The sequence below is a fragment of the Aquibium pacificum genome (genome assembly GCF_040839445.1).
GTDB classification, from domain to species: Bacteria; Pseudomonadota; Alphaproteobacteria; order Rhizobiales; family Rhizobiaceae; genus Aquibium; species Aquibium pacificus.
Window position 1 is genome coordinate 494,787 of record NZ_JBDPGJ010000005.1, and the last position, 25,534, is coordinate 520,320.

Genomic DNA, 25,534 nt, shown 5'->3' on the forward strand with positions numbered 1-25,534 from the left:
CAAACCGGGCGGTCGCTCCACCTTCCGCCATTCCGGCATGCGAAATGCCGGTGCTCCCCGTTTGCGCCCGCAGTCCGCAGGCAGTACCTGCGTTTGGCTCCGGCAACGGCCGGATTCCGGGAGGTTACGCATTGCCGATTACCTACGACGTCGTCAGGCAGGTCGCGCGCGATCTCTATGGCTGGTCGCTCAAGAAGGTGCCCGACGACACGCTAGAGGCGCTGGCCGAAGCGCGCCGGCGCGAGACGAACCCGACATCGCAACGGACACTCGACTTCATGCAGGCGGCTGCACGCGCGGCCGAACGCGAGGATCGCCATGCCTGCTCGGATGCCGGGTTCCCGACCTATTTCGTCAAGATCGGGACGCGGCTGACGCTCGACGGCGACATCCGCCGCGCCTTCGTCGACGGCTTCGCCGATCTCGTCGAAACCATCCAGCCGCCGATCCTGAAGTTCATCACGCATCCGCTGACGCTGGAGCGCAGCTACACCGGCAAGGACATGCCGATCGTCTCCTTCGACGTGGCCGACGGCGCCGACTACATGGACATCACCTGCTCGCCCAAGGCGCTGGGTTCCGGGCGCTGGGCCGACCTGAAGGTCTTCAGCTATCCGAAGCTCGCCGACATCGAAGGCTATGTGATGGAATGCGTGATGGAGGCGGGGTCGCAGCATTGCCCGCCGGTGGTGATCGGAGTCGGCATCGGCGGCTCCTTCGACAACGCGGCCAAGCTCGCCAAGATGTCCACGCTCCGCAGGATCGGCACCAGGCACGACGATCCCATGGTCGCCGACATGGAGGAACGGCTGCTCGCCGCCGTCAACAAGACCGGATTCGGACCGATGGGTACGGGCGGGGACACGACCGCGCTCGCGGTCCATGTGGACTATTCTCACGGACACGGCTTCGTGCCGGTCGCCGTCTGCTTCAACTGCTGGATCAACCGCCGTACGGCTGCCCGCATCCACGACGACGGAAAGGTGGTGCGCCTTGAGTGACGGCTCTCCGCCCGCCTTGCCGCGCCTGACACTGCCGCTCTCGCGCGATGAGGCGCGCGCGCTCAGGCTCGGCGATACCGTGATCCTCGACGGCGAGGTGACCATCACGGCCGGGTTCCCGACGCACCAGCGCATGGCCGAGGCACTCGACCGTGGCCAACCGCTGCCGTTCCCGAAGGCCGGAAGCGCCTTTTTCCACATGGGCAGTTCCTGCCGCGCGGAGGGCGATCGCTGGGTGACGAACTACGTCAACCCGACGACATCGACCCGCTTCGACGACTATATGCCCGGCATCATCCGCCGGCTGGGCCTGACAGCGACCGGCGGCAAGGGCGGCATGGGCCGGGCCTGCGTGGAGGCCCTGCGCGAAGTCGGTGGCGTCTACTTCTCCATGCCCGGGGGCGCCTCGCCGCTGCTCAGCATCGGGGCGGTGGAGAGGCTGGAGACCGCCTGGGACGACCTGATCGAACAGTTCCGGCTGTCGCGGTTCCGGCTCGACGGGTTCGGACCGGTCACCGTGGCGATCGATGCGCATGGCAACAGCATGTACGATACGCTGCAAGAACAGGCCTCCGCGCGCATGCCGCGCATCCTGGAGGAACTCGAGCAGGCGCGCCGGGATTCCGCCGCGCGACGCGCAACACCGCCGAGCACCTGACGCTCGCGCGAGACAACCATCCGCAATTCGAAAAGGGAAAGCCCGTGCGACGCTATTTCGAGGATTTTTCGCTCGGCGAGGCCTGGACGAGCAAGTCCGTGGTGATGTCCGAGGAGGACATCATCCGCTATGCCCGCGAATACGACCCGCAGCCGATCCACACCGATCCGGAGAAGGCGGCGCAGGGGCGGTTCGGCTCGGTGATCGCCAGCGGCTGGCAGATCGCGGCGCTCTCCATGCGGCTTTTCGTCGAGTCCGGCGGCTATGGCGAGACGCCCATGGTCGGCCTCGGAATCGATGAATTGCGGTGGCGGCGGCCGGTGAAGCCGGGAGACATCTTGCGCGTCAAGCGAGAGGTCGTCGCGACGGAGCGGCACAAGACGCGGCCGGAATTCGGCATCATCAGGACACAGGTCACCGTGATGAACCAGAAGGACGAGACGGTGATGTCGCTTGTCTCGCTCGGCCAGGTGCCCAGCCGGCCGGCGGAGGCCGAGGCGGGAAAGCCTTCGTAGCGCCTACAGGTGCCGGCCCTCGTCCACCGGGACGATGATGCCAGTGGAACTGGTAAGCAGCGTGATGCAGGCGATGACGGCCTGCGCCACGTCGTCGGGGCTGGTGATCTTGCCGAGCGGCATCTTCGCCGCCATCGCCTCCAGCTGTTGACGCGTCCGGCCGGCCACGAAATCGGTATCGACCCCGGCCGGGGAGACCGAGAAGACGCGGATCTTGGGCGCCAGCACCTTGGCGAGGCCGACGGTGAGCGTGTCGAGACCGCCCTTGGCCGCGCAATAGGCGAGGCTTGAGCCCATCCCCGTGCGCGCCGCAATCGAAGAGACGTTGACGACGGCCGCGTTCGTGCCGCGTTCGAGCAGCGGCCGGAAAGCGCGGACGACCGCGAACGGTCCGCGCAGGTTCACGCGCAGCACCCGGTCGAAAATGTCGTCCGTCAGCCCGTCGAGATCGTTGGCCGGCACCGGCTCTGTGGCGCCGCCATTGTTGACCAGCACGTCGAGCCGCCCGAAGCGCTCCTCGACGGCGCGGGCGGCGTCCGCCACGCAGGCCGTGTCGTCGATGGCGATGCGGAGCGCCGCATGTCCCTCGCCGGGAAGCGACCGCACCACCTCCTCGGCAGCCTCGCGGCGGCTGTTGTAGCCGACGACCACGGACGCTCCGAGCCCCGCTAGCCGGATGGCGGTGGCGCGGCCGATGCCGCTGCTTGCACCGGTGACGACCGCCACGCGGCCCTTCAGTCCGGTGTTCCCGGTCTCGCTCATGTGGATGTCTCCCAATAAGGCTTCTTCAGGTCCTGCTTGAGGATCTTGCCGGCATTGTTGCGCGGGAGGTCGGGGCGAAGTTCGACGGCCGCGAGGCGCTGCGTGCGCCCGACATGGCCGTTCACCCAGGCCAGCAGAGCGTCCGCCTCAAGCCTGCGGCCGTCCCGCGCGACGACGAGCCCGAGCGGGGTCTCGCCCCATTTCTCGCTTGGGACGGCGATCACCGCGGCCTCGGCGACATCGGGGTGGGCCAGCAGCTTCTCCTCGAGGTCGGAGGCGTAGATGTTGAAGCCGCCCGAAATGATCATGTCCTTCTTGCGGTCGAGCAGGACGAGGAATCCGTCCTCGTCGAACATGCCGATGTCTCCGGTGCGGTGGTAGAGCGTGCCGTCGCGGTCGCGCCACCGGAAGGCTGCGTTCGCTTCCTCGTTGCGGAAATAGCCGGACATCATGGTGGCCGAGCGGCCGATGATCTCCCCGCGCTCGCCGCGCGGCACGTCGTTTCCCTCGTCATCGATCACGCGGATTTCGTTCCCGGCCGCCGGCCGGCCGACGGTGTGTGCCTTCTGCGGGAAGGCGGCGAGGTCGAGGATGCACGTGCAGCCGCCTTCCGTCAGTCCGTACACCTCGACGAACCGCCCCGGCCAGCGGGCGAGGATCTCGCGCTTGTCTGCGGCCGGAAGCGGCGCGCCCGTGCACTGCTTGACCTTGAAGGACAAGAGGTCGCGCCGGGCGAAGCTCTCGGCGGCCAGGATGCGCCGGTACTGGACCGGAACCAGCATGGTATGGGTGACGCGCTCGCGCTCGGCGATGTCGAGATAGGCCTCGACCTCGAATTTCGGCATGAGCACGACGCGCCCGCCATGGAACAGCGCCGCCAGCATCGGCATAAGCGTGGTGTTGGAATAGAGCGGCGTGGCAAGCAACATCGTGCTCGACCCGTCGATACCGAACAGCGATCGCGCGGCCTGGCGAAACCGCATCGAATGGGAATGGACGATGCCCTTGGCGCGCCCGGTCGTACCGGAGCTGTAGATGATGTTGAACGGGGCTTCGGGTGCCGGGACGACCGCCGCGGCGAGCGGCTGGCCGCCTTGCAGGAACGCGGTGGGGAGTCCGTTCCGGTTCGCACCATTGAGAACGATCGCACGTCCGGGATGGTCCGGCTTCAGGAGCGACTGGTAGCCGTCCTGGACGAAGACGAGACCGGGTTCGCAGTCGGCGAGCATCCCCGCGAGCGCCTCGGGATGCGCTGACACCGGCAGCGGCACTGCGCAGCCGCCGGCCGCCACGATGCCGAGATAAGAGACGGCAAGCCCGACGCTCGCGGTGCCGAGCAGCGCGATCCTGCCGACCTCCGGTCCGGATGCGGCGACAATGGCGCCGGCAACGCCGAGCACGTCGTCACGCAGTTGAGACCAGGTCAGCGTCTCCGAACCGCAGACCAGCGCGACGTCTCGCGGTCGCTCGGTCCCGTGCCGCAGGATCCGTGCAACCAGTTCGCCCTCTTCCGTCGAGGCTTCAGTCACCGGGACACTCCCTCAGGGGTTCTCGATCAGCATGATGTGCCGCGCCACGATCGCCGGCTTGTCCGCGCCTTCCATCTCCATCGACGCTTCGCTGGTGAGCCGCGTCCCGCGCGCGTGGGGGGCGGCCTCGACGATGGTGAGGGAAAGGCGCACACGGCTGCCGACCGGGATCGGCAGGACGAAGCGAAGCCTGTCGTAGCCGTAGTTCAGGCCGCGGCCGCGCTTTTCCACCTTGTAGATGTCGCGCTGCATGCGCGGCATCAGGGATACGACATAGAGCCCGTGGGCGATGGTCTTCCCGCCCGGCATTTCGCGCGCAGCGCGCTCCACGTCGACGTGAATCCAGTGGTCGTCGCCGGTCAGGCGGGCGAAATCGTCGATCGCAACCTGCGTGATCTCGACCCATCCGGAGTGGCCGATTGCCTGTCCGGCATGGGCCGCGAGATCGGAGGCATGTTCTACGGTCAGCATCAGTTTCTCCCGTCCGGCAATGAGCGCGCCACTGTTTGTGCAAGCGAGGGGTCGACCGACAGGACCACTTTGCCGATCTGCTCGTTTTCGTCGAGCAGGCGATGGGCGGAGCGTACGTCCTCGAACGGAAACACCGCGTGGATGCGTGTGGCGATCGCGCCGCTCTCCAGCAGCGGCCAGACCTGTTCGACCAGCTCGGCGGCAATTCGGCCTTTGTACGCGGCCGGTCGGGGACGCAGGGTCGAGCCAGCGAGCGTGAGCCTGCGCCGCACCACCGATCGGACGTTCACCTCGGCCGTCTCGCCGAGATGGCTTGCGATGAATATCAGACGCCCGTCCGGCTTGAGCAGATCGAGCTGCCGTTGCGTATAAGGGCCTGCCTGGGCGTCGAGGATGACGTCCACGCCTTCGCCGCCGGTCAGCGCCCGGATCTCGTCATCCCATGGACCCTTGTAGCTGACCGCCGCCTGCGCGCCGGTCTCGCGGCAGACGGCCAGCTTCTCCTCGGTACCCGCCGTTGCATAGACCGTGGCATTGCGCAACTTACGCGCGATCTGGATCGCTGCCATGCCGACGCCACTCGTGCCGCCCTGCACCAGCAGGCTCTCGCCCTCGGCGAGCCGGCCAAGCCAGATCACGTTGTTCCAGGCGGTGAAGTAGACCTCGGGAAGCGACGCCGCCTGGACGAATGTGAAGCCGCGCGGAACCGGCATGCATTGCAGGGCCGGGACGCAGCAGAATTCGGCGTAGCCGCCGCCATTGGCGAGCGCGCAGACGGCATCGCCGACCGACACGCCGGAGACGTCCGGACCGGCCGCCACGACGATGCCGGCGACGTCGAGGCCGGGAATGGGCGATGCACCGGGCGGCGGCGGATAGAGCCCGCGTCGCTGCTGGATGTCCGGCCTGTTGACACCCGCCGCCGCGACCTTGATCACCACCTCGCCGTGTCCCGGCACCGGTCGTGGATGCTCCGCGATCCGCAACACCTCCGGCCCGCCCGCTGCGGCGAATTCTATCACCCGCATTGCGCTGTATCGCATGTCGCCGTGCCGGGTCACTTCCAGTTGTGGACGACAGGGTTGGACAGCCGGCCGAGCCCCTCGATCTCGATGTCGATGACGCCAGAGAGCTTGTGCATGTTGACCGAGCGATGTCCGTTGGGGAACTTGCCGACGCCCTTGGCCGAGGTGCCGAAGCAGATGACGTCGCCGGGTTCGAGCGTGAAGTAGCGGCTCGCCTCGGCGATGACTTCCTCGACCTTGAAGCGGTAGCTGCTGGTCGAATCCACCGCGAAAGGCTCGCCGTCGAACCAGCCCTTCACTTCCAGGGCATTGGGGTCGCCGACCTCGTCCGCGGTGGTCAGCCAGGGACCGATCGGGCCGAACGTGTCTGTGGCCTTGGAGCGCGTGTGATAAACGAAATAGACGTCGCGATCGTCCTCGCCGTGGCTGTTGCGCCAGGCGAGATGGTGCGGACGGATCAGGTCCGGCTCGCGCGTGGTCGCGATGGAATCGAGGCCGAACTTCAGCCCGTGCGAGGTGACGTCGTTGGTGATCGTGTAGCCGAACACCGCCTCGCGCGCCTCTTCCACCGAGACGTTCTTGCACCTCTTTCCGAGGACGGCGGCGAGTTCCAGCTCCGGGATCGTCTCGCCGTAGTGCTCCTCCATGATGACCGGCTTGCCGTGACCGGTAAGGCAGGACGGCGCCTTCAGGAAGAAGTTGGGCACGCCCGGATCCTTATGGGCGGACTTGCGGATGCCCATGTTGTTGAAGGCGACCCCGAGCACCTTGGTGGGCCGCGTCTGCGGCGGCAGCCAGTCGATGCCGGCCTCGTCGAGAGGCGTTGCATTGCCTCCTTCGACGGCCTGGCGGGCCTTCGCAAGCTCTCCTTCGCCGCCCTCGATGAGGTCGTTCATCGTCGCGGGCGGAGTGCCGAGCCCCGCGCTCCCATAGAGCTCCGACAGCAGCACGGTCCCGCCATCCTTCATGGCCACGAGGGCGGGCCGCCCCTGATGGTTGATCGTACCGAGTTTCACGATTGTCTCTCCTTGCTTGATACGGCCGTCATGCGACCGCGGAATGGCCGCTTGCGGCCCTGTTCTGGAAATATGCCAGCGCGACGACGGGCAGGGCGATCGCCAGCGCCGCCAGCAGAAGCTCGATGTCCGACCAGCCCGGAACGCCTTCCTGCGGCAAGGCGATCAGGATCGCTGCGCAAAGCAGGACGATGCGCAGCGGCAGCCCATACAAGCGCCCGCCGAAAAGCGGGCCGACCAGCGGAATGTAGCCCTGCAGCGACCAGGCGAATAGCGCGATCCCTCCGAGCGCCAGCAGCGTCGAGGTGACGATCTCCGATGCCGTGCCCTGAAGCACGAGCGCCGGCTCCAGCACGAAGAAGAACGGGATGAAGTAGATGACGCTGCCGAGGCGCATCGCCTCGAAGCCGGTCTTCATTGGCGGCGTCTTGGCAATCGAAGCCGCCGCGAAGGCGCCGAGCGCCACCGGAGGCGTGATGAAGGACAGCATGCCCCAGTAGAAGATGAACATATGCACGGCCATCGGGTTCAGCCCCACCTGGATCAGCGCGGGGGCGAGGAGGATGGCAAGAAAGATGTAGGCCGCCGTAGAGGTCATGCCGACGCCCAGGATCAGCCCCGTGAGCGCGCCCATCAGCAGCAGCAGGAACGAGTTCCCATCGGCCAGCCTCAGGAGATCATTCACCAGTGTCGCGGCCACGCCGGTCATCGACAGGGCGCCGATGATCATGCCGACTGCGGCGAGGATCGCGACCATGTTGGCGAAGAGCGAGCCGAGGTCGTCGAAGAACCGCCCGACGTCGCTCCACCCCCAGCGGTGCTTCTTCGAGAACATCTGATTGAGCAGGATGAGGAGCGGTGTCGCGTAGTAGGGGGCCAGAGCCTCACGCCGCATGACGAGCAGCATGTAGATGAGGAGCGCGAAGGCAAATATATAGTACCATCCCTCCTTCAGGGTGGTGCCCAGCGAGGGCAGTTCCTCGGCCGGCAGTCCCTTCAGCTTCTCCTTGCCGGCGATCGCGTCGATCTGAACGAACAGGCCGAAGAAATACAGGAAAGAGGGAATGATGGCGGCGAGCGCTATGTCCGCATAGGGCACGTTCATCACGCTCGCCATGACGAAGGCGGTGGCGCCCATCACCGGCGGCATCAGCACGCCGCCCGTGGACGCGCAGGTCTCGATGCCGGCCGCTACCGTGCCGCGCAGGCCGATGCGGCGCATCGCGGGAATGGTCATTATGCCGGTGGTGAGGACGTTAGTGATGACGCTGCCGCTCATCGATCCGAGCAGACCGCTGGAGACTATCGCGACCTTGGCCGGGCCGCCGCGGACTTTTCCGAGCAGCGCGAAGGAAAGGTCCATGAAGAACTTGCCGGCCCCGGTCTGCTGGAGGGCGGCGCCGAAGAGCAGGAAGCCGATAATCAGCTGCGCGAAGGTGCGCATGGGGATGCCGATGATGCTTTCCGAGCCCATGGCATGATAGGCGGCGGTATAGACGGGACCCGACGCGAAGCCGGAAATGGCCGTCGGCAGGTACTCCGTATAGATCGGGTAGAGAGACATCAGGAGGACGACGATCGCCAGCGGCAGGCCGCCGGCGCGTCGTCCGGCCTCCAGCACCAGAAGCCACAGCACGAAGGAAAAGTAGACGGCCGTCTCCGGCGGGGCCATTTCCCAGCCGCGCAGTGCGATGTTGAGCGCGTTGACGAGGAAGTAGCCGCACACGACCACGGTGGCGACGGCAAGGAGCCAGTCGTACCAGCTGGGCGCCAGGGTCCGCGCGCTCGATCTTGCCGGATAGACGATGAAGCAGCAGAACAGCGCCAGCGCGATGATGGCGTAGTAGTAGCGCAGGTCGATCAGGGTGTAGCCGACGAAAAAGCCGAAATTGAAGACCTGATTGACCGCGAGGACCAGGATGACGAAGGCCGCGACACGCACGGCCCAGCGGGCGAGGCCCGCCAGCTTGCGTGGCCCGGCTTCGAATTTCGATGCGTCTGCTTCGACTTCCGCCATGGTTCCTCCCGGACCCGTTCGTCCGCGCAGGTCTTCGCCGCGCGGTACGAAGGAGCCTATTCTATTTCCAGTCCGACCAGTCTCGCGGGATTGTCGCGCACCATCAGCCGGACTTCATCCTCGCTGAAGCCGAGCGCGAGGCAGAGCTTGATCGCCTGGCGCATTCCTTCCACCGGCGTGGGGTTGTCGACCTGTCCGAGATCGGAGCCGATCGACGAGTGGGCGACCCCCGCGGCCTGAATGTGCTCCTTGAGTTCCTCCGGCGAAAATACGTTGAAGCGTGAATCGACGTAGAGGCAGGCAGACTGCTCGATATGAGCGCCGAAGTCGGCCATCTCGGCAATGTCCTCGTACGTGAAGTGCAGGCCGTACATCGGATGGTTGACCAGCAGCCGCTTGACGCCGCGCTTCTTCGCCTCGTGGAAGAGCTTCCAGATCTCCCAGACGTGCAGGTGTCCGGAAGACAGGATCGCGTCGAACTCGGCGATCGAGTCGAGGATCTCCTTCACGACGTCGAGGATCTCCCCGTAGGAATCGACCACAGTGATCCCCGGCGAGGACTTCAGCTGGACGTTGGAGGCCAGCCGCGTCTTGCGGTGCGAACTGCGGATGTGGTTGGCCGACTGGGCTGTCGGCATCCAGACGAGCTTGGCGCCCTGCTTCAGCTGGGCATCGACAACGAAGGGATTGAGCCCGCCGGTGGAGTTGTTGAGCACGAGGCCGCCATACATCGCCACGCCGAGGTGACCGAGCACGCGGTCCATGATCGGGATGAAGGGAGCGACTGAATAGTGGTGGTCTTTGAACATGATGCCGCGCATCCCGGCGGCAGCGGCTTCTTCCACGGCCTGGAAGTGGTCGACCTGGCGCGGCATGGTCGAGGGACCGGAATGGACGTGGAGGTCGACCGCGCCCTTCAGCAGCCTGTTGGCCACATCGTCGTCGATCGTGGCAATGAGTTCGCGCGCCGCCTCGCGATGGTTTGCCGATGCCATGCTTTCCTCCTCTTCGTGAGCGGCCTTGCCTTACGTCTTGACACGGCGAAGCCACAACTTCAGAAACGGCCGTATTTCGTCTGGCGGAACGGGATCCGCCCCGAGAGGTCGCAATGGGCATCAGAGCCGTCGAGCGTGCGCTGCGCGTGCTTCAGGAAATGAACCTCCAGCCCTACACATCCGTGGGCCACCTGCACGCGCGCACGGGGCTGCCGAAACCAACGCTGGTCCGCATGCTGCAAACGCTGGAGCATGCCGGCTATGTCGAGAACGATCCGCGCGTCGGCGGCTACCAGTTGAGCGCGCTCGTCGGTTCTCTGAGCTCTGGCTACCACAAGGAGCCGATGGTGGTTGAGGCCGGGCGGCCGTGGGCGATCGCGGTGACGAGGAAGTACCAGTGGCCCGTTTCCATCTCGCTGCTCGACCGCGATGCGGTGGTAGTGCGCTTCAGCACGGTGCCGGACAGTTCGGTCTCGCCCTTCCACAAGACCGTGAACATGCGCTTGCCGCTGATCACGCGGGGGATGGGGCTGGCCTATCTCGCCTTCACGCCGAAGGAGGAATTCGACCTGATCGTCGGCATGCTGAGGAATTCGGAAGAGCCGGAGGACGAACTGGCACGCCATCCCGAAAGGCTGGACCGGTTGGTCCAGGTGACGCGCGAACGCGGCTACGCGCTTCGCTCGCCCCAAGTGGAGCCGCGTAACTCCAACACGATCGCGGTGCCGGTGTTCAACGACAATGACCGCGTGGTCGCCAGCCTCGGCCTGACATACTTTACCTCGGCGTTTCCCTCGCAGAACGACGCCTGCGACCGCTACGCCCCGGTTCTCAAGACTGCCTCGGACGAAATCTCCAAGGACCTCGCCCGGTTGAACAAGAGTTCCCTGATCTAGGGGCTGAAAAGGGGTAAGTTACTGATATTGAATGGTCGGAGCGGCGGGATTCGAACCCACGACCCCTTGACCCCCAGTCAAGTGCGCTACCGGGCTGCGCTACGCTCCGACACGCGGGAAGCCTTATCTTCGGAAGGGTTGCGGCGCAAGCGCAAATTCGGCGGACCGGTCCGAAAGCCGATCTCCGGCGCAATCGGGAGACGTTTGCCCAAGGGGATGGTGTGGATACTCCTGCGCCGTTCGACGGAAGACCGGTCTCCGATCTAGAAGTTCAGCCCTGCCTCGTTCCAGCGCCCGAAGGCGGAGCAGTTCGGGCCGGCATTTGCTCGCTTCGGATCGACGAGTTCGGGCTCGAGAATGTGGGCGTACCGGCACAAGGGGCCGGTGACGATGACCTTGTAGGCCTTGTCGTCGGCGCGGACCAGGATTCGCGTACCCTTCGGCAGATCTTTCGGCGCCTGCTTTCCGATTTCCGCATCGATTCCCGCAATCGGACGGAAATTGCGGCCCGCCAGCTTGGTCAGCCTCGTGGCATCCTCCGCCTGGAGGCGCTTCACTCCGGCCTCCGCCAAGTCGAGGAAAGAGCGGGCGGACTCGAAGCCCCCCGCCGAAGCCCGGAAGTCATCGTAGAGCATCGTCCTGATGCGCCCCCGCTCCCCATAGGAAATGTCGATGACGGAGGCAGCTGCCAGCGTCCCCAGCGTGGCTGCGCCCACCACGATGCCCCCGACGAACCCCGCCAGCACGGGAAGAGCCCAGGCGGAACGGTTCTTTCGACCCGCAACGGGTTCCGTGCGATCTTCATGGATGGAGGCCTGCTCGCGAGGCATATCGGACGCCGGGCCTCCAGCACGGCTTTCGCGATGATCGTTGATGACCGCCTCGACCGCGGCGCGCAGTTCCTCAGCCTGGCCCGATTCAGAAAGATGCCTGTTGTTGTCGAGCATCTTCTCGTTCGCGGCGCGTAGCCGGTCGTAACCCGCCTCGACCTGCGCGTCGTCCCTCGGATCCACTCCATCCAGTATTTTCGATAGGTATTGAGTGTACTTGAGCTTGTATTGTTCCATACGTTCCGACGGTACCCCTTGCTGCCCGCTCCGAAGAGACTGCATCGGTCATGGTGCGACATCAAGCAACACCTGGCCGAACAGCAAACCCTTATATGCCCTGCCGACTCCGAATATCGGGAAAGCGCCGAAACGTCGACAGTGAAGACGTAGGAATTGGCGGTCTTTGACAGGGACGCGTTGATTTCGCCAATTCAAAACGAGTTTCCCACTTCATCCCGCCGATCATGCCGCGTGGCAACGCGCCCGTGGAAGAAATTCTAAACATTCGTACATTAGCAAAATAGACAATAAAAAAGTCCACCGGAACGGCTGGAGACGTGGAGGCTTCCAACATGGCTGGTATGTTGCGACTGCTGTACGCGAGCGGTGCCACCGAGAGAACGACGGATGAGCTTCTCGATGCGATCCTCACAGTTTCGCGGAGAAACAATGCCCGCGAAGGCATCACCGGAATGCTGCTCGCCGGAGAAGGCGTCTTCCTGCAGGTGCTGGAAGGGGAGGTGACCGCTGTACGGTCGCTCGTGAGCCGCATCCGGCGCGACCCGCGCCACCGCAACGTGATGATCCTGAACGAGGAGACGATTTCCCGGCGCCTGTTCGGAAACTGGGACATGGGCTTCAAGAAGCTCGACGCTTCCCACGGCGACGATCGGAAGCTCTTCCCGACGACGCGCGCCGCACTCGAGAACCGCATCTCCCGCACGGATGGCGGCATTATGCTGGACACCGTTCTGGCATTCAGCACCGACTTCCTCGCGCCGGTCTAGGGCCGTCCCTGGACCGGCTATCGCGCCAAGCCGAGGGGGATGGAAAACTGCCAGCTGTTGCGGCCGGCGGCGGCGGGAATAGGCGGGAACGGTGCGGACTTGCGCACCGCGGCGAGTGCAGCCTGGTCGAGTTCCGCCGAGCCGGAACTCTGCGTGATGCGCGTCGAACCGAGGCCGCCGCTCGACGTGACCACGAAGGTGACGTGCACGTCGCGCCGGGCACCGCGGCGAGCCGAGCGCGAGACCGAGTTCACCGCGCGCCTCAACTTCGAAGCGACCTGTCCGGGATAGTTCGAGACGGCAGCGTTGCCGGCCTGCGAACTGCGGCTGCCGGTGCCGCTCGCCGCCGCATTGCCGCGTTCGCTGCCGCTCGCCTGGCCCCGCGTCGAGCTGCGCTGCTGCCGGCCGCCGTCGCCTGATGCGCGAGGCGCCGGCTTGCGCTCGGCCTTGCGTTCGGTCTGCTGCTGTCGCCGCGGTTCGGTCCGCGCGCGGTCGGGCCGCACGGCGGCTTCGCGGACGGCCGGCGGCTCCGGGCGGGCCGTCGGAAGCGGCACGTCGTCCGGAATTGGGAACTCCTCGACGGCCTCCACCACCTCCTCGCCCTCCACAGGTTCGACGGCTTCGGTCAAGGGCGGAACGACCGCGAGGGTGGTCTGAACCTCCTGCGCGTCTTCGGGCGTATCGGCCGGTTCGGTTTCGGCAGGCGTGGCGGCGACGCTTTCAGGCATCTCGACTGCCGATTGCGGGGGCACCTCGACCACATCCGGCGCCGGTGCCTCGACGGGTTCCGCCAGGGCCGCCTGAACCGCTTGCGCGGCCGGAGCGGGCGTCGTCTCCGGCGCTTCTTCCGTCGGAATGGGGACCGCCGTCCGGGTCTCCGTGGGCTCCGGGGCTTCCTCGGAAGCGACGGCGGGTGCCGGAACGTTCACCTGTGCCGGCAGCGTCGGCTCGCTCTCCACCGGTTCGGAGACCTCCGGTTCGGCCTGGTCAGCCTGTTCCGGCACCACGTCCTCGATCGCTTCGGCCGTGATGGGCTCGGCCGCCGGCGCCGGGGCGACCGCGGCGGCGGGGGCGGTTTCGGTCAGGGCTGCCACTGGCGTCTCCACCGGCCGCGCCGCGCTCGGGGTTTCGGCCACCGTCTCGGGCGTCGTCACCGGTTCGGCCGCTACCGACGGTTCCTCGACGGGGGCGACCGTGTCGACCGGTTCGACCGGATCGTCGGCCTGGAAGGCATCCTCGAACGAGCCGAGCACTGCCATCTCCATCGCGGCCGGGCCTTCGATCTGCACCTCGTCGGATGTTTCGCGCAGCAGTAAAGCGACGGCAGCGGCATGCAGCACGCCCGATGCCAGCAACGCGGCGGTCCATTTGAGCGAACGCTTCATGGCATCTCGCGCTCGGTGACGATGGTGATGCGGCTTGCACCCGCATCGCGCAATTCGGCGATGATGCCGATCAGACGTTCGGCCGGAAGGTCGCGATCGACCGCGATCTTGACGGTGACCTCGTCGCCGTCGAGGAGGAGCCTGTCCTGCCGGATCCTGGCGACATATTCCGCCGGCGTGATTTCGGCGCCGCGCGCGCGGATCGAGCCCTGCGCCGTCACGAAGAGCGCGTCCGGCGGTTCGGCCTGGTCGGATTGCGCGGTGCTGATCAGCGCCACCTCCTTGTCCATCGGCGGCGTCAGCGAACCGGCGATCAGGAAGAAGATCAGCATCAGGAAGACCACGTTGATGAGCGTGATCGTGCTTTCCTGGTTGGTGCGTGCGGTGGGCCTGGGCAGCCGCATCGTCCTATCTCGCGACTTGCAGTGTCAGGTTGGTTTCCCGTCGGACACGCTCGACGGCGCTGACGAGCGCCTGCGAGCTCAGCTCGCCGCGCACCAGAAGCACCGCCGACACCGCGCCGGCTTCCTCCAAGCGCTTCAGTTCCGCGCCGGCTCGCTCCTCGCCGACGGGCACGCCGTTGATCGTCCAGACATCCCCGTTCACCCGCAGCAGGATGCCGGGCGCCGCACCGGGCCCGTTGGCGCCCGCGCGGCCACCGACGATCTCGACCTCGGCGAACTTGGTGAAGGTCGACGACAGCATGAAGAACAGGAGCAGCAGGAAGATCACGTCGATCAGCGACGTGACCGAGATCGGCCGGCGCCTTGCGCCGTAGCCCGCATCAATGCGCATGGCTCGCTCCGGGGCCGGTCAACCCCGCGGCGGACGGTTCGGTGCGGGGGGAGGTGGCGCGGATCTCGCCCAGCGCGTGCTGCGAGAAGAAGTTGGTGGTGAGCGTCTCGATCGCCACGCGTTCGTTTTCCACCCGCGTCTCGAACCAGGTCAGCGCCAGCGAGACGGGCATGGCGACCGCGAGACCGGCCGCCGTGGTGAGCAGCGCGACCCAGATGCCGCCGGCCAGGATGGACGGATCGACGGCGTTGCCGGCGCCCTGCAACTGCTGGAAGGCCTCGATCATGCCGAGCACCGTTCCGAACAGGCCGAGCAGCGGGGAAATCTGCGCGATGGCGTCGAGCGCGCGGAAACCGCGCTGCAGGTCGTGCAGCCGGCCGACCGCGATCCGCCCGACCTCGTCTTCGACCACGCCTTTGGGAACGCTGCGCGTCATGGAAAGCCGCATCGCCGCCGCCAGCGCGGAGCCGACCGCCGACGGGTCGGCATCGGCGACCTGCCGCGCATCGCCGTAGCTGCCATGCACCCACAGGTGCAGCGCCCGTTGCGCGGCTCCGTGGAAGCCGACGCGCTCGCGCCAGAACTGCACCAGTTTTAGCAGGATCAATGCAACCGCGAAGACAGACAGTACGAGAAGGATGGCGACCACCGGCCCGCCGAGCTCGAGGAAGGATCGCATGTTCTCGATAACGCTGTTGGTCATGGTGGGGTCCTGTCCGTCGGGTATGCTCGTCGATGCGGCGAGATCAGCTGCCGAACGCCACGTCCGCCGCCTTGGTGGTGGCGTCGAGGTGGCGGATGCAGGCGCCAGCCTCCACGCCTTCGCCCTCGCAGGCGACCGCGCCGTTGACGAGCACGCGCCCGACCGCGGCGCAGTCGGTCTCGGCCAAGTCGAACTGGCGCACCTTCGTCTTGCCGTCCGGCAAGTCCTTGAAGTCGAGTGCGGTCAGCCGCTGGACGAGTCCTGCCCTGTCGAACAGCGCGATCTCGAAAGCCGCCTTCTCCAGCGCGGCGCCGAGCCCGTTGCGGACCAGGAAGGTGAGCCGGCAGCCGCCCAAAGACGGCTCCAAGCCGTTGAGTTCGAGGGTCAGCGAAGGCTGCGCCGCCGCCTCCTGGGCGAACGCGGTTGCGCCCGCCAGCGGCGACATCGTGATCGATGCCGCCAGCATCCGTGCAATTGCCGTCGTCTTCGGCATCACTGCCATCCTATCTGCTTGCTGAGCGATATCTTGAACGTGCGGCCCTTGGCGGGGTCGTTGTTCAGGAACTCCTTGTATTGCGTGTCGAAGATGTTCTCGACGCCGGTCTGAATCTCCCAGCCCGCAAACTGTCCATCCTTCGGTTGCCAGTTCAGGAAGACGTCGTGAACGTTGAACGACTCGGCATAGCGGGTCGAACCGGAGGGCAGGGGCGTGGAGGTGACGCGGGAGTCTTCCTGGGGATCGGCCACGAACCGCGCATGCCAGCCGAAGCTGAGATCGTGCTGCGGCATCCTTCCGCCGAGCGTCAGGTTCACCTCATGCGGGGCGACCGTCGTCAGGAAGGTGTCGGTATCCGTATTCTTCCCGATGACGTGCGAGTAGCCGAGATTGGCGAAGACATAGTCGGAATCGTACGCCGCCTCGACCTCGAAGCCGTAGATCACGGCGTTCTGGACGTTCTCGTATCCGGGGATATCGTTCTCGCCGGAGACGAGATCGGGGTTGAGGGTGATCAGGTCGGAGATGTCGTTGTAGAAGCCGGTCGTCTTCAGTTGCAGCCCGTCGCCAGTCTGGACGAGATCGTAGCCGGAGACCGCAAAGCCGAGCTCGTAATTGTTCGATCTTTCCTTTTCGAGATCGAGGCTCGGCAGGAACGTGCGGCTGGAACTTCCGGTCGAGAAGACCTCGTCCAGCGTCGGAAAGCGCTCGGTATGCGCGACCGAGCCGAAGACCGCGAAGGTGTCATTGAACTCGTAATGGGCGGCGATCTTGGGGGAGATGGCGGTGTCGCTGGTGTCGGCGACCGGATTGCCGTCCAGATCGACCACTCGCGATCCTGGCGAGAGTTCATGCCAGTCCAGGCGCATGCCGGGTATGATGGTCAGCCGCTCGTTCCAGATATACTCGTTCTGGACGAAAAAGCCTGTCTTGAGATCCGTTCCTTCCGGATGGAAGTTGAAGCCGCCCGGCGTTCCGGCAACGGTGAGCGCCTCCGCTGTGCGGGTCTGATATGCGGTCTGCCAGCCATAGGTGAGGAAGTTTTCCCAGTTCTCGCCGCTCCACCCCGACGTGTTCTCGACGTTGAACTGCCACGTCTCGTAGCCGTATTCGGTGTCGCAGAAGAGGGCACTGGTGGCACAGGTCAATCCGAACATCGGATTGCCGGAGGCATTGGTCTGGTCGACCGTCGTGTTAGAGTATGAGGCGGAGACCTTCAGGTCGAGCCAGTCGCTGTCGAGGAACGGGTTTTCGTAGCTGATCACCGCCGTCCGGTCGATCACGTGGCGGTCGACGGTTCCGAATATGTCCTGCGTGCCGACCTGGGCGTAGTCCTGATCGTCGGCGTCCGAATCCCAGTGCTGGTAGGAAAGGCGCAGCGTGCCTTCGTCGCCGACCTTGAAGGTACCCTTGGCAAGGCCGGACCAGGCCTCGAAGTCGGAGCTCCGCACCACGGTTCCGTCGCCGGTCACGTAGGAATCGGCCATGCGGTAGTTGCCGGCGAACAGGTACTCGGCGTCGCCGAACCGCTGGGCGAAAATGGCCGATCCGAGCCAGCCGTCGCGGTTGCTCTGGTATCCGCCCTTCAGGCGCAGTGCGCCGGTATCGCCGGGCGCGATGAAGTCGGACGCGTCCTTGGTCACGAAGCGGATGACGCCGCCGAGCGCACCCGATCCGTAGAGGGTCGAGGAGGCGGGACCGCGCAGCACTTCGATGCGCTTGTAGAGCTCCGGATCGGAGAAGAAGCCGCCCATGCGGTACTGCTCGTAGTACTTGTTGGCGCCGTCGACGGTGACGATGATGCGGCCTTCCTCGTTCGCCGATTCGGGCGCACCGATGCCGCGGATGTTGAACGTCTGTCCGAGAACGCGTTCGGAGCCGGAGGTGTTCACGCCCGGTACGCGCTCCAGAACCTCACCCACCGTGGTGGCCTGGATGCGGTCGATGTCTTCCTGCTCGATCACGGTGACCGACTGCGGCGTGTCGATTGCGACCTTTTCCATGCCGGCGCCGAAAACCAGGCGTTGCAGCATCGTAACGCGGCCCTGCTTTTCTTCCGTGTTCGTCCGCGTTTCCTCCTGGGCGCCGGCCATCTGTGCGACCACCGCGCTCAACGCGGCTCCACCGAGCAACGCCGCGACGTTTCGTGCCACCAACCCCATACCCCAACTCCTTGATCTGTCGGTTTATGCTGGCTGGCCGTGCGGCTCGCTTGCGAATGATCGTCTTACCGGAAAACATGAAACTCAGACTCCGGTATTGCGCTCACTATTAAACCTGATAAACGGTGTCAACAATAAGAACGCGAGATTCAACCAAGCCAAGCCAGCGACGCGAGCCAGGCGCGAACGGAGGTTCAGTGACGTGACCACGACCCGCACCTCGTACGACTTGTCGTACCGCGACCATCGCAACGAGCCGGCCCCGCGCGGATTCCTGCGCGGCGACCCGCGCCAGTTGAGAACCCTCACCAGCCAGGCGCTGTTTCTCGGCGAGCATGAGATCGGCATCGAACACCAGGGTTCGCTCTACCGGCTGAAGATCACCCGCCAGGGCAAGCTCATTCTCAACAAGTAGGTGCGCCGATGACCGCTGCTTCCCTCCCGTCCCCTGCCGCGATCCGGCAGGCGAGGGCCGACAATCCCAAGATGCGCGAGCGCGATCTCGCGAGCCAGCTCGGCGTGACCGAGTGTCAGCTGGTCGCCGCCCATTGCGGCTTCGGCGTGCGCCGTATCCGGGCCGACGTCGAGAAACTCCTCGCTGGCGTCACCGCGCTCGGCGAGGTCATGGCCCTGACGCGCAACGAAAGCGCCGTCCATGAGAAGATCGGGGTCTATGAAAAGCCGGTTTCCGGCAAGCATGCCTCGATGGTGCTCGGCAGCGAGATCGACCTTCGTATTTTCCCAAAGCACTGGGTTCATGGCTTCGCGGTCGAGAAGGGGGAGGGCGATGACATCCGGCGCAGTCTTCAATTCTTCGACGCCGCCGGCGATGCGGTCCACAAGATTCACATGCGCGAGAATTCGAACCTCGAGGCCTACGAGGATCTGGTGGCGATCCTGTTCTCGCCCGACCAGTCGGACGAACTTCCGACCGCCGGCCCGCGCCTGGTTCAAGCCGCCAACGATCCGGGCTTGCGCGCCGACCTGGAAGATTTGCGCGCGCGCTGGAGCGGCATGACGGACGTGCACCAGTTCGTCGGGATCCTGCGCGATCTCGAGCTGACGCGCCGGCAGGCCGTGGAATTGGTCGGCCCGGACTTCGCGTGGCGGCTCGCCGACGACGCCATCCCGTCGCTGATGCGCATCGTCGCCAACGAGCAAGTGCCGATCATGTGCTTCGTCGGCAATGGCGGCTGCATCCAGATCCACTCTGGGCCGATCACCGAGATCAAGCCGATGGGGCCTTGGATCAACGTCATGGATCCGACCTTCCACCTTCATCTGAGGACCGATCACATCACGGACGTCTGGGCGGTGCGCAAGCCGAACAGGGATGGCCACGTTTCCTCCATCGAGGCTTACGGCGCCGACGGTTCGATGATCATCCAGTTCTTCGGCAAACGGCAGGAAGGCACCAACGAGCGCGCCGAATGGCGCTCCATCGTGGAGGGTCTTCCCCGGCTCGAACGGTCCAGCGCGGCTTGAGGAGGCATGACATGTCCCTGAGAAAATCCCCCCGCGCTATCGCGCGCGCTAGTGCGATCGGCTTCACCCTCGTCCTCACGCTGGCACCCCTGCTCGCGCCGCCGCCCGGCGGCTCGGCCATGGCGTCTCAGGTGGAGGCTTTGCCCACCGGTGCGCAGCACCTCGTGTCCGTCGGTGGCTCCATCACCGAGATCCTCTACGCGCTCGGCGAGGAGGACCGTCTGGTGGCGCGCGATTCCACGAGCCTCTATCCGGAAGCGGCGCTGGCGCTGCCGGACGTCGGATACATGCGGGCGCTCTCGCCGGAGGGCGTCCTGTCCGTCAATCCCGACGGCATCCTCGTGCTCGAGGGCAGCGGCCCTCCGGAAGCCATCCAGGTGCTGCAGAAGGCGAGCGTGCCGCTGGTCGTGATCCCCGAGCGATTCGACAGCCAGGGTATCATCGACAAGATTATGGCGGTCGGTCAGGCTATCGGCGAACCCGAGAAGGCGGAGGCTTTCGCCGCGAAGGTGGCAGACGACCTCGATGCCGCCCGCAAGATCACCGCCGACGTGAAGGACCGCAAGAAGGTGCTGTTCATCCTCAGCCTGCAAGGCGGAAAGATCCTTGCCTCCGGTACGGGCAGCGCGGCGAACGGCATCATCGAGCTAGCGGGCGGCGAAAACGCCATCACCGGCTATTCGGGCTACAAGCAACTGACCGACGAGGCCGTGATCGAGGCGCAGCCGGACGTCGTGCTGATGATGGATCGCGAGGGCGATCTGAGTATCGACGAGGACGAACTCTTCTCGCATCCGGCGATCGCCGCGACACCCGCCGGCAAAGACAGGCAGGTGATCCGGATGGACGGTCTCTATCTGCTTGGCTTCGGTACCCGGACCGCCGCCGCGGTGAAGGACCTCGCCGTCCGGCTCTACGACGACGAGATCACGAACTGACGGCGCCGGACGTGACTGACCAGACGATGATGGCGGCGACACGACCGCGCCGGGAGCATCCTGCCGAAGGCGACCGGTCGGCACGCGCGCGCCTCGCGATCCTGCTTTGCGGCCTACTTCTCGGCGTGGTCGCGCTCGCCAGCCTCGGCTACGGCGCGTCGCACACTTCCGCAATGACGCTGCTTTGGAACGTCATGTCCGGTGCCGATGCGATCTCGGCCCGCGACCGGATCATCGTCTACGACATCCGCCTGCCGCGCGTGATCCTCGGTATCCTGATCGGCGCCGCGCTCGCGGTTTCGGGCGCCGTCATGCAGGGTCTGTTCCGCAATCCGCTCGCCGATCCCGGTCTCGTCGGCGTTTCGGCGGGCGCCGGGCTGGGGGCGATCAGTGTAATCGTGCTGGGAACCACCGCGCTCGGTCCCGTCGTGCAGATGTTCGGCATTTATGCGCTGCCCTTCTCCGCCTTCCTGGGAGGCCTCGCGACCTCGCTGATCCTCTATCGCGTCGCCACCCGGCGCGGCCAGACCTCCATCGCCACCATGCTGCTCGCCGGCATCGCGCTCGCCGCGATGGCCGGGGCGTTTTCCGGCGTCATGGTCTATCTGGCCGACGACCGGCAGCTGCGCGATCTCACCTTCTGGGGCCTGGGGTCGCTCGCCGGCGCGACGTGGACCAAGATCGCGGCCGCAGCCCCTATCATCGTCGTTACCCTTCTCGCTGCACCCTTCCTGGCACGCGGCCTGAACGCGCTCAGCCTGGGCGAGGCGACGGCGCATCATCTCGGCGTTCCGGTGCAGCGCCTGAAGAACGTCGCCATCGTCGCAGTCGCGGCCGCCGTGGGGGCGTGCGTCGCCGTTTCGGGCGGCATCGGATTCGTCGGTATCGTGGTGCCCCACCTGCTCAGGCTGCTGATCGGGCCCGACAACCGATACCTGCTCCCGGCGTCCGCCCTGCTCGGCGCGACCCTGTTGCTCGCCGCCGACGCGGTCAGCCGAACGATCGTCGCGCCGGCCGAATTGCCGATCGGCATCGTGACGGCGGCCGTCGGTGCCCCCTTCTTCCTCTGGATACTGCTGCGCCGGCGCGGCATCCTGGACCTCTAGGAGCCTCGACCGTGATCGAAGCGACCGACGTCGACGTCTTCATCGGCAACAAGCGGATCGTCACCGGCGCCAGTTTCGAGGCGCGTCCAGGAGAATTCGTCTCCATCGTCGGCCCCAACGGCTCTGGCAAGACGACGCTCATGCGCGCGCTGTGCGGCGACCTCGACTTCACCGGCGAGATCACCTTCTCGGGGCGCTCGATGTCGGCCCTGAAGCCTTGGCAGCTTGCCGGCATCCGTGCTGTCCTGCCGCAGGCCGCGACCCTGTCGTTTCCCTTTACTGTCCGCGAAGTCGTCAAGCTCGGCCTGACGGGCGGCCGTTCCGGGGTCCTGCCGGGAGAGGCCGCGCGGCTGCCGGAACGGGCGCTCGCCAAGGTGGATCTGGAGGGATTCGGGGGACGCTTCTACCAGGAGCTCTCGGGCGGCGAGCAGCAGCGCGTCCAGCTCGCCCGCGTCCTGTGCCAGGTGTGGGCGCCGGTGCTGGAGGGCAATCCGCGATTCCTCCTGCTCGACGAGCCGGTGTCGAGCCTCGACATCAAGCACCAGTTGACCGTCATGCGCATCGCGCGCGAGTTCGCCGACAGGGGAGGCGGGACGGTGGCGATCCTCCACGACCTCAACCTCGCATCCATGTTCTCCGACCGGATCTACGTCATGCACCGGGGCCGGATCGCGGCTTCGGGCACCCCCGCGGAGGTGCTGAGGGACGAACTGATTTCGCGGGTGTTCGAGTGCGCCATGAAGGTCGGCGTCCCGGCGCCCATGGGCATGCCCTACGTGCTGCCGCAGACGGCGACGATCGCACCCTGAGGATTGGATTCTAGCCGATCGCCATTGCGTCGCGCCGATGGCGGACCGGCCCAATTCGGGTTGCCTCGTGCTGGTGCCGCGCTTCGAGCGCCAGCCCGCCCCACACCATGCCGAGCAGCAGGTAGAAGTGACGCCAGTGATCCGTGTCGATCACGGTTCCGAGCAGCACATGGCCGAGGAAGACGACGTAGGCGCACAGGAAATAGGGCTGCCAGGGACGATCCCTGAACAGGATTCTGAATCCGGCCCCGAGCGTCCACATGATCATGATGAACCAGGCGGCGAAACCGAGCCAGCCGTAGTCCATCAGCGCCTTCAGCCAGATGTTGTGTGTGTCTTCGCCGAAGGTGAGGCCGAACACCAGCGGCCCGATCCCGAGCGGCTTTTCGGTGGCGAGCATGAAGCCGATCGCGTGCCGCGCGAAGCGTCCGAGGCGTGCGGAATCATATTCCTGGACGAGTTGGGCGCGCGCGCTGAACAGGTCCGCGATGGCCGGAATCTGCAGCGCCACGATGAGCGCCACGACGAGCAGGACGAGGGCCGCGCCGCCCATGAGCAGGATGCGGAGGCGGAAGAGGCCGCTGCGGTGCTGGACGAACAGTGCCAGAGCCGTCATCAGCGCGCTGAAGGCGAACAGCCCCCACGCGCCGCGCGAAAACGACAGGAACAGGCCGAACGCGATGATCAGGAGCGGAATGCCGTAGAGCGGCATCCGTCCGACAGGCCCCGTCAGAACTCTGTGGAGAAGCCAGATGCCGGGCAGGGTGATGAAGGGCCCGAAGACGTTGGGATCCTCGAAAACGCCAGCCGCGCGCTCGTACTTGGTGAACATCTCGGCGCCAGGAAAAGCGTGGAAATAGCCAAGAATGCCGAAGGCGGATGTGCTGACTGCAGCCGCGAGCCATGCCATGAACATCAGCCGGTAGAGATCGGGCCTCGCCTCCAGCACGGCGGCGTAGAACACCGCGGTGAAGGCGAGAAACAGGGACACTGCGATGTAGAGCGGCGCTTCCTTGAGGACCTCCATCTGCGTGATGGCGATCATGCCGCCGATGTTGAAGGTGACGAGGAGGACGACCAGAGGCGTCAAGCTGCGCGAAATCCTGAGGCCGAACAGGCCCCAGATCGCCATCAGCGCCACCATGTAGAGTTCGTAGGGCGCCGGTTCGCGGATGACGAAGCCCGACAGGAACACGCCGATCGAGATGGCGCCTGCTGTCAGTAGCGAGACAAGCTTCGCATTCACCGCCGCTCGGGTGACGGGCGGCCCGTAGGACCGGAAATCGCCGGTCAGCGCGGTCAATATGCGTTCTCGGTGTCGAGCAGGCGGATCGGCGTCATCAGGAGGATCTTGAGGTCGAACCAGAGCGACCAGTTCTCGATGTAGAACAGGTCGAACTCCGTCCGTTTCTTGATCTTCTCGTCCGTGTCCATCTCGCCGCGCCAGCCGTTGATCTGGGCCCAGCCGGTGACGCCGGGTTTGACCTTGTGGCGGGCGAAGTAGCCGTCGACCACCTCGGTATAGAGCAGGTTGTGGGACTGTGCGGCCACCGCGTGCGGACGAGGGCCAACGAGCGAAAGGTTGCCGAGAAGCGCGTTGAAGAACTGCGGCAGTTCGTCGATCGAGGTCTTGCGGATGACGCGGCCTACGCGGGTCACGCGAGGGTCGCCCTTGGTGACGGCCCGCTTCGCCGTGGGATCGGACTGGTCCGCGTACATGGATCGGAATTTGTAGACCTCGATGACCTCGTTGTTGAAGCCATGGCGCTTCTGCTTGAAGAGGATCGGCCCCTTGCTGTCGAGCTTGATCGCGATCGCAGTCGCGAGCATGACGGGCGCAAAGAGCGCGATGCCGATCAGGGAGAAGATGATGTCGAAGGCCCGTTTCGCCACCGAATCCCAGTCGTTGATCGGCTTGTCGAATATGTCGAGCAGCGGCACCGAGCCTATGTAGGAGTAGGCGCGGGGCCGGAAGCGCAGTTCGCTCGAATGCGCCGACAGGCGGATGTCGACGGGCAGCACCCAAAGCTTCTTGAGCATCGAGAGCACGCGCGCTTCCGCCGTCAGCGGGAGGGAAACGATCAGCATGTCGATGCGCGCCGCGCGGGCGAATTCGATGAGTTCGGAGATGTTGCCGAGCTTCGGGTAGCCGGCAACGATCGGCGGCGAGCGGCGGTCATCGCGGTCGTCGAAGATGCCGCAGATCCGGATGTCGTTGTCGGCCTGCTTTTCCAGCGAGCGGATCAGCGTCTCGGCCGCTTGTCCGCCGCCGACGATGACGGCGCGCCGTTCCATCACGCCGTTGCGCGCCCAGCGCTTGATCAGCCGTGCCATCACCAGGCGCAGGCCCAGGATGATGATGAAGCCCGACACGTACCATCCGGCGAACCAGAGCCGCGAAAAATCCGCGGAGTTCTTCATGAAGACGCTGGCGAGCGCCATTGCGGCGAAGGCGCCTGACCATACGAGCGCAAACGTGCGCATGTGTGCCAGAGGCTTGCGGAGCACCGCCATCTGGTAGGAATCGGTGAACTCGAGCAGGATAACGGTCAAAAGCGAACCGCCGAAGATAGCGGCAAGGTAGTCCCAGTCAAACTGCTGGGGAACCCCGATCCTGTAGGTGTAGGCGAGAGCGCCAGCCAGGAGCAGAAGCAGGAACTCCAGGATGCGCAACTTGCCGCTGACCATGACCGGGGACATGGTGTCGCGCCGGTACTGCGATGCGACCTGCCGAGCGACCGAACCGAGTTCGGCATTCTTGCTGCGCTCGTCCTTCGCCTCCTCGAACCGGCGAACGGCATCGGGCGTGAAACGCGACGTTGGATCGATCTGGTTCATGGCGAGACCCGTTGAAGCCCCGTCCTATACGAAATGCCCTAACACTCCCTTGACCGGGAACGTTCGATTCAAGCGATTGACGCTGGGAGGGCCTG

General features: G+C 65.6%; 26 protein-coding genes and 1 tRNA gene. 10 read left to right on the top strand and 17 right to left on the bottom strand.

Annotated features, from left to right (window positions below; all coding sequences use genetic code 11):
* The first annotated feature begins 131 nt into the window (after positions 1 to 131).
* The 3 genes from ABGN05_RS22835 to ABGN05_RS22845 are packed head-to-tail and all read left to right on the top strand — an operon-like array spanning position 132 to position 2,174.
* Entirely contained in the window at positions 132 to 1,001 is an 870-nt protein-coding gene (locus ABGN05_RS22835; RefSeq protein WP_367956351.1) for a fumarate hydratase, read from the top strand.
* Positions 994 to 1,659, top strand: a complete 666-nt coding sequence (locus ABGN05_RS22840; RefSeq protein ID WP_367956352.1) for a fumarate hydratase C-terminal domain-containing protein — start codon at positions 994 to 996, stop codon at positions 1,657 to 1,659. Before ABGN05_RS22835 ends, ABGN05_RS22840 begins: the two co-directional genes overlap by 8 nt.
* Positions 1,660 to 1,703: 44 nt before the next feature.
* Positions 1,704 to 2,174 (top strand): MaoC family dehydratase, encoded by a 471-nt coding sequence (locus ABGN05_RS22845; RefSeq protein ID WP_367956353.1) that lies wholly within the window; start codon positions 1,704 to 1,706, stop codon positions 2,172 to 2,174.
* 3 nt (positions 2,175 to 2,177) lie between these two features.
* Here the strand turns inward: ABGN05_RS22845 and ABGN05_RS22850 are convergent, their stop codons facing one another.
* The 7 genes from ABGN05_RS22850 to ABGN05_RS22880 are packed head-to-tail and all read right to left on the bottom strand — an operon-like array spanning position 2,178 to position 9,989.
* The gene (locus ABGN05_RS22850) at positions 2,178 to 2,936 is read right to left on the bottom strand and encodes an SDR family NAD(P)-dependent oxidoreductase (protein ID WP_367956354.1); all 759 of its coding nucleotides are present in this window, start codon (positions 2,934 to 2,936) and stop codon (positions 2,178 to 2,180) included.
* Positions 2,933 to 4,465, bottom strand: coding sequence for a class I adenylate-forming enzyme family protein (locus ABGN05_RS22855; protein WP_367956355.1), 1,533 nt, complete (start codon positions 4,463 to 4,465; stop codon positions 2,933 to 2,935). Before ABGN05_RS22855 ends, ABGN05_RS22850 begins: the two co-directional genes overlap by 4 nt.
* Before the next feature lie 12 nt (positions 4,466 to 4,477).
* Positions 4,478 to 4,936 carry a MaoC family dehydratase gene (locus ABGN05_RS22860; protein WP_367956356.1) on the bottom strand — a complete coding sequence of 153 codons (459 nt, stop codon included), beginning with the start codon at positions 4,934 to 4,936 and terminating at the stop codon, positions 4,478 to 4,480.
* Positions 4,936 to 5,979: an NAD(P)H-quinone oxidoreductase gene (locus ABGN05_RS22865; protein WP_367956357.1), complete on the bottom strand. Its 1,044-nt coding sequence runs from the start codon at positions 5,977 to 5,979 to the stop codon at positions 4,936 to 4,938. Before ABGN05_RS22865 ends, ABGN05_RS22860 begins: the two co-directional genes overlap by 1 nt.
* 14 nt (positions 5,980 to 5,993) lie before the next feature.
* The gene (locus ABGN05_RS22870) at positions 5,994 to 6,977 is read right to left on the bottom strand and encodes a fumarylacetoacetate hydrolase family protein (protein WP_367956358.1); all 984 of its coding nucleotides are present in this window, start codon (positions 6,975 to 6,977) and stop codon (positions 5,994 to 5,996) included.
* A gap of 28 nt (positions 6,978 to 7,005) precedes the next feature.
* Entirely contained in the window at positions 7,006 to 8,994 is a 1,989-nt protein-coding gene (locus ABGN05_RS22875; protein ID WP_367956359.1) for a TRAP transporter permease, read from the bottom strand.
* A 56-nt stretch (positions 8,995 to 9,050) separates the two neighbouring features.
* Positions 9,051 to 9,989 (bottom strand): DUF6282 family protein, encoded by a 939-nt coding sequence (locus tag ABGN05_RS22880; protein ID WP_367956360.1) that lies wholly within the window; start codon positions 9,987 to 9,989, stop codon positions 9,051 to 9,053.
* Positions 9,990 to 10,102: 113 nt separating this feature from the next.
* Here ABGN05_RS22880 and ABGN05_RS22885 point away from each other — a divergent pair, with 113 nt between their 5' ends.
* Positions 10,103 to 10,885: a helix-turn-helix domain-containing protein gene (locus ABGN05_RS22885; protein WP_367956361.1), complete on the top strand. Its 783-nt coding sequence runs from the start codon at positions 10,103 to 10,105 to the stop codon at positions 10,883 to 10,885.
* A gap of 32 nt (positions 10,886 to 10,917) precedes the next feature.
* On the opposite strand, the gene ABGN05_RS22890 is transcribed toward ABGN05_RS22885, so the two are convergent.
* Both ABGN05_RS22890 and ABGN05_RS22895 read right to left on the bottom strand, forming a co-directional pair.
* Positions 10,918 to 10,994 (bottom strand) — tRNA-Pro (locus ABGN05_RS22890).
* Between the two features lie 154 nt (positions 10,995 to 11,148).
* The gene (locus ABGN05_RS22895; RefSeq protein ID WP_367956362.1) at positions 11,149 to 11,952 is read right to left on the bottom strand and encodes a hypothetical protein; all 804 of its coding nucleotides are present in this window, start codon (positions 11,950 to 11,952) and stop codon (positions 11,149 to 11,151) included.
* A gap of 335 nt (positions 11,953 to 12,287) precedes the next feature.
* On the opposite strand from ABGN05_RS22895, the gene ABGN05_RS22900 reads away from it, so the two are divergent.
* A complete protein-coding gene (locus ABGN05_RS22900) occupies positions 12,288 to 12,722 on the top strand; it encodes a BLUF domain-containing protein (protein ID WP_367956363.1) in 435 nt (144 codons plus the stop codon).
* Between the two features lie 17 nt (positions 12,723 to 12,739).
* Here the strand turns inward: ABGN05_RS22900 and ABGN05_RS22905 are convergent, their stop codons facing one another.
* The 6 genes from ABGN05_RS22905 to ABGN05_RS22930 are packed head-to-tail and all read right to left on the bottom strand — an operon-like array spanning position 12,740 to position 18,263.
* A complete protein-coding gene (locus ABGN05_RS22905) occupies positions 12,740 to 14,107 on the bottom strand; it encodes an energy transducer TonB family protein (RefSeq protein ID WP_367956364.1) in 1,368 nt (455 codons plus the stop codon).
* Positions 14,104 to 14,511, bottom strand: coding sequence for an ExbD/TolR family protein (locus ABGN05_RS22910; protein ID WP_367956365.1), 408 nt, complete (start codon positions 14,509 to 14,511; stop codon positions 14,104 to 14,106). Before ABGN05_RS22910 ends, ABGN05_RS22905 begins: the two co-directional genes overlap by 4 nt.
* A gap of 4 nt (positions 14,512 to 14,515) precedes the next feature.
* Positions 14,516 to 14,902 carry a biopolymer transporter ExbD gene (locus ABGN05_RS22915; RefSeq protein WP_367956366.1) on the bottom strand — a complete coding sequence of 129 codons (387 nt, stop codon included), beginning with the start codon at positions 14,900 to 14,902 and terminating at the stop codon, positions 14,516 to 14,518.
* Positions 14,892 to 15,605, bottom strand: a complete 714-nt coding sequence (locus tag ABGN05_RS22920) for a MotA/TolQ/ExbB proton channel family protein (RefSeq protein ID WP_367956367.1) — start codon at positions 15,603 to 15,605, stop codon at positions 14,892 to 14,894. The genes ABGN05_RS22915 and ABGN05_RS22920 overlap by 11 nt, the downstream gene beginning before the upstream one ends.
* 43 nt (positions 15,606 to 15,648) lie before the next feature.
* A complete protein-coding gene (locus tag ABGN05_RS22925; RefSeq protein WP_367956368.1) occupies positions 15,649 to 16,098 on the bottom strand; it encodes a hypothetical protein in 450 nt (149 codons plus the stop codon).
* On the bottom strand, positions 16,098 to 18,263 hold the full coding sequence (locus ABGN05_RS22930; RefSeq protein WP_367956369.1) for a TonB-dependent receptor domain-containing protein: 2,166 nt from the start codon (positions 18,261 to 18,263) through the stop codon (positions 16,098 to 16,100). Before ABGN05_RS22930 ends, ABGN05_RS22925 begins: the two co-directional genes overlap by 1 nt.
* Before the next feature lie 202 nt (positions 18,264 to 18,465).
* On the opposite strand from ABGN05_RS22930, the gene hemP reads away from it, so the two are divergent.
* From hemP to ABGN05_RS22955, 5 genes are read left to right on the top strand one after another with little or no spacing between them, the layout of a single operon-like run.
* On the top strand, positions 18,466 to 18,678 hold the full coding sequence (hemP, locus tag ABGN05_RS22935) for a hemin uptake protein HemP (protein ID WP_367956370.1): 213 nt from the start codon (positions 18,466 to 18,468) through the stop codon (positions 18,676 to 18,678).
* 8 nt (positions 18,679 to 18,686) lie between these two features.
* The gene (locus tag ABGN05_RS22940; RefSeq protein WP_367956371.1) at positions 18,687 to 19,748 is read left to right on the top strand and encodes a hemin-degrading factor; all 1,062 of its coding nucleotides are present in this window, start codon (positions 18,687 to 18,689) and stop codon (positions 19,746 to 19,748) included.
* Positions 19,749 to 19,759: 11 nt separating this feature from the next.
* Positions 19,760 to 20,686 (top strand): heme/hemin ABC transporter substrate-binding protein, encoded by a 927-nt coding sequence (locus tag ABGN05_RS22945; protein WP_367956372.1) that lies wholly within the window; start codon positions 19,760 to 19,762, stop codon positions 20,684 to 20,686.
* A 26-nt stretch (positions 20,687 to 20,712) separates the two neighbouring features.
* Positions 20,713 to 21,792, top strand: a complete 1,080-nt coding sequence (locus ABGN05_RS22950; RefSeq protein WP_367956465.1) for a FecCD family ABC transporter permease — start codon at positions 20,713 to 20,715, stop codon at positions 21,790 to 21,792.
* 11 nt (positions 21,793 to 21,803) lie between these two features.
* Positions 21,804 to 22,601, top strand: a complete 798-nt coding sequence (locus ABGN05_RS22955; RefSeq protein WP_367956373.1) for a heme ABC transporter ATP-binding protein — start codon at positions 21,804 to 21,806, stop codon at positions 22,599 to 22,601.
* Positions 22,602 to 22,611: 10 nt separating this feature from the next.
* On the opposite strand, the gene ABGN05_RS22960 is transcribed toward ABGN05_RS22955, so the two are convergent.
* A complete protein-coding gene (locus ABGN05_RS22960; RefSeq protein WP_367956374.1) occupies positions 22,612 to 23,904 on the bottom strand; it encodes an O-antigen ligase family protein in 1,293 nt (430 codons plus the stop codon).
* A complete protein-coding gene (locus ABGN05_RS22965; RefSeq protein WP_367956375.1) occupies positions 23,901 to 25,439 on the bottom strand; it encodes an undecaprenyl-phosphate glucose phosphotransferase in 1,539 nt (512 codons plus the stop codon). Before ABGN05_RS22965 ends, ABGN05_RS22960 begins: the two co-directional genes overlap by 4 nt.
* Positions 25,440 to 25,534: the final 95 nt, after the last annotated feature.

Coding starts and splice junctions, on each gene's coding strand:
- ABGN05_RS22910 (WP_367956365.1), bottom strand. CDS start 14,511: ATGCGGCTGCCCAGGCCCACCGCACGCACCAACCAGGAAAGCACGATC.
- ABGN05_RS22950 (WP_367956465.1), top strand. CDS start 20,713: ATGATGGCGGCGACACGACCGCGCCGGGAGCATCCTGCCGAAGGCGAC.
- ABGN05_RS22930 (WP_367956369.1), bottom strand. CDS start 18,263: ATGGGGTTGGTGGCACGAAACGTCGCGGCGTTGCTCGGTGGAGCCGCG.
- ABGN05_RS22920 (WP_367956367.1), bottom strand. CDS start 15,605: ATGACCAACAGCGTTATCGAGAACATGCGATCCTTCCTCGAGCTCGGC.
- ABGN05_RS22905 (WP_367956364.1), bottom strand. CDS start 14,107: ATGAAGCGTTCGCTCAAATGGACCGCCGCGTTGCTGGCATCGGGCGTG.
- ABGN05_RS22885 (WP_367956361.1), top strand. CDS start 10,103: ATGGGCATCAGAGCCGTCGAGCGTGCGCTGCGCGTGCTTCAGGAAATG.
- ABGN05_RS22850 (WP_367956354.1), bottom strand. CDS start 2,936: ATGAGCGAGACCGGGAACACCGGACTGAAGGGCCGCGTGGCGGTCGTC.
- ABGN05_RS22940 (WP_367956371.1), top strand. CDS start 18,687: ATGACCGCTGCTTCCCTCCCGTCCCCTGCCGCGATCCGGCAGGCGAGG.
- ABGN05_RS22900 (WP_367956363.1), top strand. CDS start 12,288: ATGGCTGGTATGTTGCGACTGCTGTACGCGAGCGGTGCCACCGAGAGA.
- ABGN05_RS22865 (WP_367956357.1), bottom strand. CDS start 5,979: ATGCGATACAGCGCAATGCGGGTGATAGAATTCGCCGCAGCGGGCGGG.
- ABGN05_RS22895 (WP_367956362.1), bottom strand. CDS start 11,952: ATGGAACAATACAAGCTCAAGTACACTCAATACCTATCGAAAATACTG.
- ABGN05_RS22925 (WP_367956368.1), bottom strand. CDS start 16,098: ATGCCGAAGACGACGGCAATTGCACGGATGCTGGCGGCATCGATCACG.
- ABGN05_RS22875 (WP_367956359.1), bottom strand. CDS start 8,994: ATGGCGGAAGTCGAAGCAGACGCATCGAAATTCGAAGCCGGGCCACGC.
- ABGN05_RS22860 (WP_367956356.1), bottom strand. CDS start 4,936: ATGCTGACCGTAGAACATGCCTCCGATCTCGCGGCCCATGCCGGACAG.
- ABGN05_RS22915 (WP_367956366.1), bottom strand. CDS start 14,902: ATGCGCATTGATGCGGGCTACGGCGCAAGGCGCCGGCCGATCTCGGTC.
- ABGN05_RS22965 (WP_367956375.1), bottom strand. CDS start 25,439: ATGAACCAGATCGATCCAACGTCGCGTTTCACGCCCGATGCCGTTCGC.
- ABGN05_RS22880 (WP_367956360.1), bottom strand. CDS start 9,989: ATGGCATCGGCAAACCATCGCGAGGCGGCGCGCGAACTCATTGCCACG.
- ABGN05_RS22945 (WP_367956372.1), top strand. CDS start 19,760: ATGTCCCTGAGAAAATCCCCCCGCGCTATCGCGCGCGCTAGTGCGATC.